The following is a 10,839-nucleotide window of genomic DNA, read 5'->3' on the forward strand; positions in this document are numbered from 1 at the left end:
ACTCTTGGGTACCCTGCTCGATTCGGCATGTGCGAGTGCACAGCGCACGTGTGCGGACAGAGTCCGCGCGTGAGCTGTTTCTACTGCTGTAACGGGGACGCCGAGCCTGGGCTCACCCTACGGACCGGGGTCGGTGGGACCGCGTAGTTGGTCAGGAGCGGACCAGGCGGGCGATGGCGTCGGTCGCCTCCTTGATCTTGGCCTCGGCTTCGGGGCCGCCCGCGACAGCGGCGTCGACGACGCAGTGGCTGATGTGGTCTTCGAGCAGGCCCATCGCCACGGCCTGGAGTGCCTTGGTCATCGCGGAGACCTGGGTGAGGATGTCGATGCAGTATTTCTCTTCCTCGACCATCCGCTGCAGGCCGCGCGCCTGTCCCTCGATGCGGCGCAGCCGCTTGAGGTAGTCGTCCTTGGCCGTGATGTAGCCGTGTGTCGCGTGATCGTGCGCGTCGTGCTCCTGCGGTGTGGATGCCACCGGTGCTCTCCTCGTCGATTGCCGGTCCGTGACCGGACCGGAATTCATACCCCCCTAGGGTACAGTTTCCGGACCGGCTTGTCAGGTCAGCGCCGGTGACGCCGTGTGGCGCCCCGATCTCGTCCATCATGGTCGACGGCGCCGACAACCGCGCGGACGACCGGTCAGGGGCCCGTTGCTCGGTCCGCGGGCCGGGACGGGACAATTGCCGCCATGAGTTCGCATGCCAGGCCCGCGCTCGCCGTCATCGGTGGGAGCGGGTTCTACGATTTCTTCGACAGTGCCGCGACCCACGTCGAGGTCGAGACGCCGTACGGAGCGCCGAGCGCGCCCATCGCGATCGGTGAGGTCGAGGGGCGTCCGGTCGCCTTCGTGCCGCGCCACGGGAAGAACCATGAGTTCGCGCCGCACACGCTGCCCTACCGGGCCAACATGTGGGCGCTGCGCTCGCTTGGCGTGCGCCGGGTGTTCGCGCCGTGCGCGGTCGGCAGTCTGCGCGGGGACTGGGGTCCGGGCACCGTGGTGGTGCCGGACCAGCTCGTCGACCGCACCTCGGGTCGCCCGCAGACCTACTTCGACGGCGGTGGCGTGCACGTGTCGTTCGCCGATCCGTACTGCGACGAACTGCGCACCGCCACCATCAAGTCCGCGAACGACACGCTGCCGATCAAGGGCGCGGGCACGATGGTCGTCGTGCAGGGCCCCCGGTTCTCCACCAGGGCCGAGAGCCGCTGGTTCGCCGGACAGGGCTGGGATCTGGTCAACATGACCGGCCATCCCGAAGCGGTGCTCGCCCGTGAACTCGAAATGTGCTATTCCGCAGTGGCTTTGGTGACCGACCTGGACGCGGGGCTGGAGGAGGGCGCCGGCGTGCACGCGGTCGACGTCTTCGCCGAGTTCAAGCGCAATCTGGCCCCGTTCAAGGACCTGATCCGGCGCTCGGTCGCCGCGGTCGCCGACTCCGACACCTGTGCACGTTGCCGTGTCCATACCGGGGTAGAGCTGCCATTCGCGCTACCGTGATCATGCGGGGGTGCCGAACAAAGGTGCGGTGAATGAGAGTTCTGATCACCGGCGCGGCCGGGTTCCTTGGTACGCATCTGCGGTCGGCCGCGGCCGCCGCGGGGCACGAAGTGATCGGTGTCGATCTGCTGCTCGATGCCGTGCACGGTGCGAACGCCGAACCACCGGAAGGTGTTTCGCGTGTCGACGTGCGCGACGAAGCGGCACTGCTGCCGCTGCTCGCCGGGATCGATGTGGTCTGTCATCTCGCGGCGGTCAGCGCGGGCGGCCCGGCCGAGCTGGCGACGCACAACGACCTCGGGACCGCGGCGCTGCTCGGCGCGATGGAGCAGGCGAAGGTGCGCCGCCTGGTGCTCGCCTCCTCGATCACGGTCTACGGCGAGGGTCGCTACCGCAGTGTGCGTGGCGGGCCGTTCTTCCCCGGCCTGCGCAGGCGGGCCGACCTGGACCGGGGTCTGTTCGACCACCGTGCCCCGCGCACGGGTGAGGTGCTCACCTGGGAACCGGTCGGCGAGGACGCGCCGCTGCGCCCGCGCGGCAGCTACGGCGCGAGCAAGGCCGCCCAGGAAAACTACGCCTTCGCTTGGGGTTTGGGCGTCGGCGGCGCGGTGACCGCGCTGCGCATGCATCAGGTCTACGGCGAGGGCGCGCGTGCCGGGCTGGTGAGTCAGCTGCGGGCCGCGCTGGACGAGGGACGCGCGCCCCACGTGTTCGAGGACGGCGGCCAGGTCCGGGATTTCGTGCACGTCCGCGATGCCACCGCGGCCTTGCTCGCCGCGATCGAGCGGGCGCTGCCGGGCTTCGTCCCGCTCAATATCGCCTCCGGCTGGCCGATCACGCTGTGGGAGCTCGCCTCGATCATGGCCAAGGCGCGCGGCGCACAGCCGCCGGTGGTCACCGGTCAGTACCGCATCGCCGACGTCCGCCACTTCGTGGCCGACCCCGAAAGAGCCAAACGCACACTGGGATTCACCGCGACCACGCCACCAGCACAGGGCCTCGCCGAATTCGCCACGGCCCAGGCTCCCGCCACCGCGGGCGGCTGATGGGTTTGCTACCGCGCCGGCGGCTGGTTGGGGCCTCGCTACTGTCGGTGGCTGATCCGGCACCGACGCAACGACGTTGATCCGGCACCGCCACCACTGGTGGGTGGCCGACCATGGCCGCTGCTGGTGGGCTGATCATGTCGGGCGTGCGGTGATGTCGAGTTGCACGAGTGCGAATTCGGGGACCGAGGCGCCCGCGGTGCCGCCGGGCAGGGGCGAGGCCTCGAGATCGGCGACGAGCCAGTCATCGTTGTCGGTGGCCAGGCGCACGCCGGTCAGCGTCACTCGTTCGGCGCCGGCCCGGATCTCGTCGCGGGCCGCGACGATGCGGCCCCGGTCGGCCGGATGTGGCACCGTGCGCTCATCGGTGCCCCGGCCCCAGCGCAGGTCGGGGACGGGTTCGGTGACCCAGCGGATGAGCCGGACCTGGGCCAGGTCGACGATGGCGAGGTAGAGGTTCGGCTGCGCGCCGCGCAGCAGATCCAGCGTCGCGGCTTCGAACGATTTGCGCTGCGGAGCAACGCTTTCGGTGACGTCGACGGCCAGGCCGAGCCAGTGGTAGCGGTTCTCGTCCGGATTGTGCGCGGCGAGCAGCAGGGTGCGCGGGTCGGTGCGGGCGCGCACGGTCGCGGTGTCGAGCCAGCGCACGCCGGGCGTGGATCTGGCCAGCGTGGCGACGAGTTCCAGTGCGCCGTCGAAACGTTCGATGATCTCGAACGATTCCGCGCCGATCCAGACATTGTGCTCGGTATCGAAGTTCGCGCCGAGGTCGTAGGACAGCGCCTCGATGCGGCGGCTGCGCGCGTCCACACTGAAGGCCGCGACGCCGACCGGCGGCGGTGGCTCCGCGCTGCCCACCCACAGCCGCACGGCATGCACGCGACCGTCGGGTCCGTGCAGCGGCACCGCGCGCAGTTGCTGCCCGGACCAGTCGTGGCGCGACTGCGGCAGTTGCTGATCGACGACCGTGCCCCCGGTGTAGGCGGCCGCGATGAACGGCTGCAACCGGGTGGACACCGCGCGTTGGAACGACTTCCACTCCCGCGGTGCGGTGCCGACCGCGAGCAGCGACCAGGTGTCGACATGACCGAGTGTCTCGATCAGCAACCAGCGTCCGATTATCACGATCCCCCCTCCCCGAGTCGAACACTATGCCACGGTCAGGCGGCTATCCAGTGCATATCGTGCCTGATTCGGTCGTGCGCGCGGCCGATGGGTCCGGTTGAGCCGCGCCGCCGCGGGTTAAGCTCGCGCGGTGGACACTGCGTTGCGGCTCGAGGTCATCGTGGCGAGCGTGCGCCCGGAACGGTTCGCTCCGGTGGTCGCCGACTGGCTCCTGCGGACATTACGCGCGCACGACGAGTTCGACACGGGTGTCATCGATCTGGCGCAGACCGTATTGCCGACCGAGCTGATCGAAACCCCCGAGGTGGTCCAGTATCGCGCCAGGCTGGCCGCCGCGGACGCGTTCATCGTGGTGACCTCGGAGTACAACCACGGCTATCCGGCCGCGCTGAAGACCGCGTTCGACACCGCCAAACACGAATGGCGGGCCAAGCCGATCGGATTCGTCTCCTACGGCGGTCTCTCCGGTGGGTTGCGCGCGGTCGAGCAACTGCGGCAGGTGGTCGCCGAGATCCACATGGTCTCGATCCGCGAGACGGTCAGCTTTCACCAGGCCAAGAAGCGGTTCGACGCGGCAGGGGAGACCGCGGACGGCGCCGCGATCGACGCCGCCGCCCGCATGCTTCGCCAGTTGTCCTGGTGGGCAAGAACTCTGCGCGCCGCCCGCGCCACCGATCCCTACCCCGCCTGAGACCGCGCAGCCGCGCCCCTTTCGTCCCGCGGCGCACGATTTCGTCGAAGAAGTTGCGCGCGGCTCAGCCGACGGGTGCGCCGCGGCGGCCGCGCGGGTGGCCGATGTAGGTGGCCTCGCGCGGGATGGAGACCAGGGTCAGGTCTACCTGGGCGGTGCCCGTGCGCAGGATGACGTGGTTGCCGATCGCCCCTGGCTGGTGGATGGACAGGTCCGGCCGGGTGGCCGGCCAGCCCATCGGGTCGCCGGTGACGTAGATCGTCGTGACACCGGCGTGCGGGGCGGGCGCGAGCACGCCGTCCACCACGGTCGCGGTGAAATCCGCGTCGGACTGGTGCGTTTCGACCGCGAGGGTGAGCCGCTCCGGATTGCCGATGGTGGTCACCAGGTTCTCCCAGGCGTGCGCCCGGTCGGTGCGGATCAGCACCCGCTCACCGACCGCGAGCGCGCGGAACACCAGCTGCTGGGCGAGGTACAGCTCGCCCGCCACGTAGACGGTCGAGATGCCGGTGCCGACGATGCGCACCGCCACGCCGTTGCCCTCGTCGTCCGAGCCGATCAGCTGGCCGCAGCCGGAGGAGGGCAGGTGCAGCGCGTCGATCAGGTCGATCGGATATTCGCTCATCGGAACGGTGTCGTCGACGCCGGGCACGGCGAGCGGCAGGTGCGCCAGCAGTCCGTTGCGGTGGCGTCCGTTCATCGAGATCATGCCCGCGAGCTTGCTGCGTTCCGGTAGTTCGCGCGCCGTCAGCCGCCAGGCCGCGCCGATGTTGACCGTCTCGGCCGAGCTACCCGGCCGTAGTCGCACCGCCACCGTGGTGCCGCGCGACGGGGCGACCCACAGCTGCGCGAGCAGATCCGAGCCGAGCTTGCTCGGGTCGACCGCCATGCCGATATTGACGCTGTTGCCGATTTCGGCGTAGCGCCAGCGATGTTCGAGGGTGCGCGGGTCGAAGCCGCCGGTGATCTGCAGGACCGCCTTCTTGATCTCGGGCGCGGTCAGAATGCGGGCGTTGCAGTCGGCGTCCTCGAGCGCGCGCATGATGCGCTGGGTCGCGATGGTGACCGCGCGCGAGGCGCCCTCCGTGCCGCCGCCGCGCCGGGCCGCCGCGTCCGGGCAGGCGATCGCGTCGAAACTGATTGCCAGCCAGACGGTTCGGTGCGCCGTCGCGGGCAGCGGGCCGAGCAGCGACTCGTAGATCTTGCCCGCGGGCGTGCCGGAGCGGGAACGATGCCCGTGGCTGACGATGTCGATGCCGCTGAGCAGAATGTCGTGCTGGTTCAGGCATTTCGCCAGTTCCGGCAGCGGCAGCAGGTGCGAGGCGTGCACGGTGTTGCGGGCGATCCTGGTCAGGCCGCCGGGCGGGGCGAGCACCTCGACCACGGTGACCACGCGGCTGCCGTCCCAGTACAGCCCGAGTGAGCGACCGTCCGCGCCGCGGAAGTCGACGGTGTCGCCGATGTGGTAGTCCCGTTTGGTGAGGTAGCGCCACCAGGTGGTGACCCAGTCCAGCACCGTGCGCTTGGCGATCGGGATCAGCGCGATCAGCGCCACGACCAGGCCCACGCCGAGCGCGGGCAGCGCCCGCAGGCCAAGCAGTAGCGCGCCGACCCCCGCGACAAACCCCAAGACCTGCGCGATCAGCAGATTCTGTAGCGAGATGCGGCCAAGGAGCGGTCGTGGTCCCGCCCCGGCAGGTTCCGCCATCGTCGTCCCCCAAGTACCCGGTGTCGGCCCAATCGGAGTAGCCGAGCTGAACAAGAGTCCTCGGGAACTGTACTGTGTTGCGCGAACGCGAGCACTGTTCGGGGGAGGAATAATGCCTTCAAAACCCACCACTCGGTGGCAGGTGAGCGGCTACCGCTTCCTGGTTCGTCGGATGGAACATGCCCTGGTCCGCCGGGACGTGCGGATGCTGCACGACCCGATGCGCTCCCAGTCGCGGGCCTACGCGGCCGGGCTGGTGCTCGCACTGGTGGTGCTGGCGGGCTGTGGCATCCTCGCGCTGCTGCGCCCGCAGGGCAAGGTCGACAACAGCAAGATCCTGGTCGGCAAGGAATCCGGCGCGATCTACGCGGTGATCGACGACGTCGTGCACCCGGCGCTGAACCTGGCCTCGGCCCGGCTCGCGGTGGGCGACGCGTCCAAGCCCGCGATGGTCAAGGAATCCGAGATCGGCAAGAAGCCGCGCGGGCAGTTGATCGGTATTCCGGGCGCGCCCAGCGCGTTCAGCTTCGACAAGGCGGGCAAGGGACGCACCTGGACCGTCTGCGATTCGCTGAAGACCGACGGCAGCGACGACCGCACCACGTCGGTGCTGATCGGCGACCTCGACATGGGGGAGAAGGCGTCGGCGCTCGGGCGGGACAAGGGCCTGCTGGTGAAGGGCAAGGACGCGACCTACCTGGTCTGGAACAACACGCGTGCCCGTGTCGACATGAACGATCCGACGGTCACCGTCCCGCTGAACATCCGCGGCGCGACACCGCGCCCGATCAGCGAGGGACTGCTGAACGCGATCCCCGAGGTGAGCCCGATCGTGGCGCCGAAGATCGCCGACCCCGGCGGCACGCCCGAGGGCTATTCGATCCGGAACCTGAAGATCGGCACGGTGGTTCAGCAGGCGGGCAAGGCCGACAAGAACTACGTGCTGCTGCGCGACGGCTTGCAGGCGATCAGCCCGCTGACCGCCGAGATCATCCGGATCGATCAGCGCAACCCCGATCACGGCACCTCGGTCAGCGACGCCGAGGTGGCGATCCCGCAGCCGTCCAACGCGCTGAAGGTCGACACCTATCCCGATGTCGCGCCGACGATCGTGCAGTCCAAAGCCCGTCCGGTGAGCTGCATGTCGTGGCAGCCGATCGCGGGCGCCGCGGGCAACGCCGACGTCGCGGTGCGCGCGAAGCTGGACGTGATCGACGCGAGTGACCTGCCGATGTCGGAGAACTCCCGGCTGGTCCCGCTGGCCCAGGCCGACGGCAAGGGCGACAACGTCGACTCGGTGTACTTCAAGCCGGGCTCCGGCGCGTTCGTGCAGACCACCGGCATCGAACCCGACAGCCGCCGCAAGGACAGCATGTTCTACGTCTCCGACACCGGCGTTCGCTACGGCATCAAGAACGACGAGGCGGCCAAGGCGCTCGGCATGGACAGGGAGTCCGGCGTGACCCCGGAGGCCGCGCCGTGGCCCATCGTCGGCCTGCTGGCCACCGGCCCCGCGCTCGGCCGCGAAGAAGCCATGGTCGCCCACGACGGCGTCGCCCCCGACGCCAACCCCGCCAAGCAGCCGGTCGCCGCCAAGTAGTCAGCGGACCTGCACGCCAACGGGATTCGTGGCCGGTGTGGCAACGAGAGTTGATCCACGAAACCGATGAAGGGCCGCAGCGGTCTCGCTGCGGCCCTTCATCGCTTGTCGATGTGCACGTCTACATGTCGTCCCCGGTGACGCCGAAGCGGCGGCGGATGGGGAAGGACGCGAGCATGCCGAGAATCAGCAGGACCGCGACGGAACCGCTGCCGATCAGGGCGACATTGCGGGCGCGGTGGTCCGGGGGCGGGGGTGGGGCGGGGACCGCCAGTTGCACCTGTTGCGCTGCGGCCGGCCGCTTCGGCGGCAGCGGCTTGACGGTTTCGGCGGTCAGCGCGGCGACCGGGTCTATCGCGCCGTAGCCGACATAGGGATTCCAGCCTTCGGCCGGCGCGTGCGCGGTGGCTTCGATGCGTTTGATCACGTCCAAAGCACTCAGCTCAGGGAAGCGCGCACGGACGAGCGCGACGACGCCCGAAACGTACGGTGCGGCAAAGCTGGTCCCGTTGAGGTTGACGAGCCGATCGCGTTCGTACTTGCCGGTGATGGTGCCGGTGCCGCGCGGGTCGAGCGAGACGATGTTCTCCCCTGGCGCGGCGACGCCGAGCCACGGTCCGGGCACCGTGAATTTCGACGGCGCGCCGTTCTGGTCGATCGAGCCGACCGAGAGGACGTAGTCGTCGAATCGAGCGGGCGTGACGTTGGTCGTCACGTTGCTCCACGGGTCGCTGTTCGGACGCAGCGGGTCGATCACGTTCGGGTTGCTCGGCTTGCACTTGTCGTCGGTGTTTCCCGCGGCCACCACGACCACCGCGTTGCGCTCCAAGGTCGCGTAGCGCACCGCCGCGCCGACCGCGCCATCGGCGGGCTGTTGGCTGCCGGGCACGCAGGACACGAGCGAGATGTTGATGACCGAGGCGTTGCGATCGGCGGCCCGGCGGATCGCCGACGCCAGCGCGTCGATGTTGCCGTAGCCCTGGGCCGGGTCTTCCGGTCGTTTGTCCTGTCGGCCCGGGGTCTCGTAGAGCGCACTGGTCTGCCGGATCGACAGAATCTGCGCCTCCGGTGCGACCCCCGAAAACCCTTGGCCTTCTACTGGTTTCGCGCCGATGATGCCCGCGACGACGGTGCCGTGCGCATCGCAGTCCTCGCTGACGCCGTCGCCGGGATCGGCGACGTAGTCGCCGCCTGCCTCCACGTCCGCAAGTCGGGGGTGCCGGACGACCCCGGTATCGATTACCGCGACGAGCTGGCCCTCACCCCGGGAGAATTCCCAGGCGCGCCGCAGGTCCAGGGACAGTTGCGGGGCCGGGACGGTAGGTCCTTCGCCGCCCTGCTGCGTCGAATAGCAGGGGCTGTTCGCCGGATGCTCGGTCTTGTCCGGCGGCCGCGCCGGATCGCCAGGGGGCAACAGCCCGGGATCGACCGGCGGCGGCCGATCGGCATGGGCGACGCCCTGGCCCGCGCCCATCCCGAGGGACATGCTCAGGCACAGCACCGCCGCGGCCGCACCGGTGCGCAGGATCCGGTTCACAGTCCGCGGACGAGGGAGTAGAGGCTGGCCACCCAGAACGCCAGTGGCAGCACGGCCGCCACGAAGGCGTACTCGAGCAGTTCGACACCGCGGCGCATCGGCGGGGTCGCCGATTGGTTCGGGATGATGATGCCGAGGATCAGGGCGGCGATCAGGATGACCATCGCCGCGCCGAACACCGCGAGCGGTTGCTCCATCGCGAAACCCGCGCCCACCAACATGATCAGCACGATGCTCGCGCCGCCCGCGATGAGCACAACGGCCTGCTCGGCCCCGGCGTAGGTGCGGCTGCGGAACATCAGCACCGCCGCGCACACCAGCGCGAAGGCGATGCCCTGCCAGTACGGCCCGTCGGACTGCGGATCGGTGGCGCCGAGCGCGCCGAGGACGGTGACCAGGGTGGTCGCGGCGACCAAGCCCGCCAGGTACATCCGGGCTCGCTCCGACTTCACCCGCAGTGCCTCCATGGTGGGCAGGGCGCGGTGATCGTCGGGGTCGTCCTCGGTCGGGTCGATCGGGGTGCCTGGTGAAGGAACCGGCGGCAGCGGCAATTTCGCGAGCAGCATCGAGATCCGCGGTGAGAGCGCGAGTCCGGCGAGGCCGAGCGCCGCGGCGCCCGCGCCGATCGCCCGCTCCGGCTGGCCGGTGAGCAGTCCGACGAGCGCGGCGGGCACGACGTACACCGCGAGGGCGGCCGTGCCGATGAACAAGGCGAGGCCGACGCCGGTGACGCGCCAGGCCAGCACCGCGGTCGCACCGGCGAGTACCGCGCCGAGCAGGATGTGCGCCCAGCCGTAATGGTCTGGCACATAGAGCATTCCGGCGGTGAAGGCGGTGGGCAGCGCGCACCCGCCGAGGACGAGCGCGGTCGCGGTGTCGCCGTACATCCGGCTGAGCACCATCGCCGCGACGACGAGCAGCAGCGTGACCGCCAGCGCGACCGAGCCGCTTACCCAGTAGGGCAGCGCGTCGGGGGACAGCAGCAGGCCGAGACAGCCGACGAGCATGGTGATCGCGGCGAGAACCGAACCGGTGATCCGCGCGACCTTCGGGGTCCAACTGCGGTAATGGTCGGTGTCGGCGATCGCGACGTTGTACATGATGTCGTCGAACAGCGGCGTCGGCGCGGTGTGCGAGGCGCTCTCCAGCATGAGCAGTTCGCCGTCGCGGACACCGTGCTCGCCGAGGCTGAGCGAATTGGAGAACGGCGGATGCCCGATCCGCGCCAGCACCCATTCGGCGGGCTCGAAACGCTCGCCCTCGTTGTCGAAATCATTGGTGCGGCTGTGCTGAGCGACCATGTCGACGACGCTGGGGATGACGAGCGCGACCGGCACGTCCACCGGAATCGCCATATCCACCTGGGTGTGCTTGGCCAGAATGGTCACCCGGGCGAGATCGGGTGCGCGGACGATACCGCGCGAGGAATCTTCGTCGATGTGGTCAAGTCGCGCGTGCGTCAAGCTTCCCCCAACTCGTCTTCTACCTCTTCTACCTCGTATTTTCGCAAACCCACGAGCTGGCGTCGAGCTTGCGAACCCACGGTTCGGGCAGCAGAATGCTGGTCGAACTGTACGACATGTCAGCTGTGGCCTCTACACTGAGCCCAAAACTCGGCAGCCAGGTGAATTCGT

9 protein-coding genes are annotated in these 10,839 nt (G+C 69.4%); 4 read left to right on the forward strand and 5 right to left on the reverse strand.

The window, feature by feature from the left end:
* Nucleotides 1–151: 151 nt before the first annotated feature.
* Nucleotides 152–523: a metal-sensitive transcriptional regulator gene (locus F5X71_RS04895; protein ID WP_428981450.1), complete on the reverse strand. Its 372-nt coding sequence runs from the start codon at nucleotides 521–523 to the stop codon at nucleotides 152–154.
* A 165-nt stretch (nucleotides 524–688) separates the two neighbouring features.
* On the opposite strand from F5X71_RS04895, the gene F5X71_RS04900 reads away from it, so the two are divergent.
* Together F5X71_RS04900 and F5X71_RS04905 are read left to right on the forward strand one after the other, a co-directional pair.
* A complete protein-coding gene (locus tag F5X71_RS04900; RefSeq protein ID WP_167460851.1) occupies nucleotides 689–1,498 on the forward strand; it encodes an S-methyl-5'-thioadenosine phosphorylase in 810 nt (269 codons plus the stop codon).
* A 32-nt stretch (nucleotides 1,499–1,530) separates the two neighbouring features.
* Nucleotides 1,531–2,544, forward strand: a complete 1,014-nt coding sequence (locus F5X71_RS04905; protein WP_167460852.1) for an NAD-dependent epimerase/dehydratase family protein — start codon at nucleotides 1,531–1,533, stop codon at nucleotides 2,542–2,544.
* 135 nt (nucleotides 2,545–2,679) lie between these two features.
* On the opposite strand, the gene F5X71_RS04910 is transcribed toward F5X71_RS04905, so the two are convergent.
* Nucleotides 2,680–3,669, reverse strand: a complete 990-nt coding sequence (locus F5X71_RS04910) for a GAF domain-containing protein (protein WP_167460853.1) — start codon at nucleotides 3,667–3,669, stop codon at nucleotides 2,680–2,682.
* A gap of 130 nt (nucleotides 3,670–3,799) precedes the next feature.
* On the opposite strand from F5X71_RS04910, the gene F5X71_RS04915 reads away from it, so the two are divergent.
* Nucleotides 3,800–4,360 (forward strand): NADPH-dependent FMN reductase, encoded by a 561-nt coding sequence (locus tag F5X71_RS04915; RefSeq protein ID WP_167460854.1) that lies wholly within the window; start codon nucleotides 3,800–3,802, stop codon nucleotides 4,358–4,360.
* Between the two features lie 64 nt (nucleotides 4,361–4,424).
* Here the strand turns inward: F5X71_RS04915 and eccE are convergent, their stop codons facing one another.
* Nucleotides 4,425–6,068, reverse strand: coding sequence for a type VII secretion protein EccE (gene eccE / locus F5X71_RS04920; protein ID WP_167460855.1), 1,644 nt, complete (start codon nucleotides 6,066–6,068; stop codon nucleotides 4,425–4,427).
* A 112-nt stretch (nucleotides 6,069–6,180) separates the two neighbouring features.
* Between eccE and eccB the strand changes: the two genes are divergently transcribed.
* Nucleotides 6,181–7,668: a type VII secretion protein EccB gene (gene eccB / locus F5X71_RS04925; protein ID WP_167460856.1), complete on the forward strand. Its 1,488-nt coding sequence runs from the start codon at nucleotides 6,181–6,183 to the stop codon at nucleotides 7,666–7,668.
* A 121-nt stretch (nucleotides 7,669–7,789) separates the two neighbouring features.
* Here the strand turns inward: eccB and mycP are convergent, their stop codons facing one another.
* Together mycP and eccD are read right to left on the reverse strand one after the other, a co-directional pair.
* Nucleotides 7,790–9,205: a type VII secretion-associated serine protease mycosin gene (mycP, locus tag F5X71_RS04930; RefSeq protein ID WP_342803759.1), complete on the reverse strand. Its 1,416-nt coding sequence runs from the start codon at nucleotides 9,203–9,205 to the stop codon at nucleotides 7,790–7,792.
* Nucleotides 9,202–10,668 carry a type VII secretion integral membrane protein EccD gene (eccD, locus tag F5X71_RS04935; RefSeq protein ID WP_167460857.1) on the reverse strand — a complete coding sequence of 489 codons (1,467 nt, stop codon included), beginning with the start codon at nucleotides 10,666–10,668 and terminating at the stop codon, nucleotides 9,202–9,204. The genes mycP and eccD overlap by 4 nt, the downstream gene beginning before the upstream one ends.
* Nucleotides 10,669–10,839: the final 171 nt, after the last annotated feature.

It is taken from the genome of Nocardia brasiliensis (assembly GCF_011801125.1).
Lineage (GTDB): Bacteria > Actinomycetota > Actinomycetes > Mycobacteriales > Mycobacteriaceae > Nocardia > Nocardia brasiliensis_C.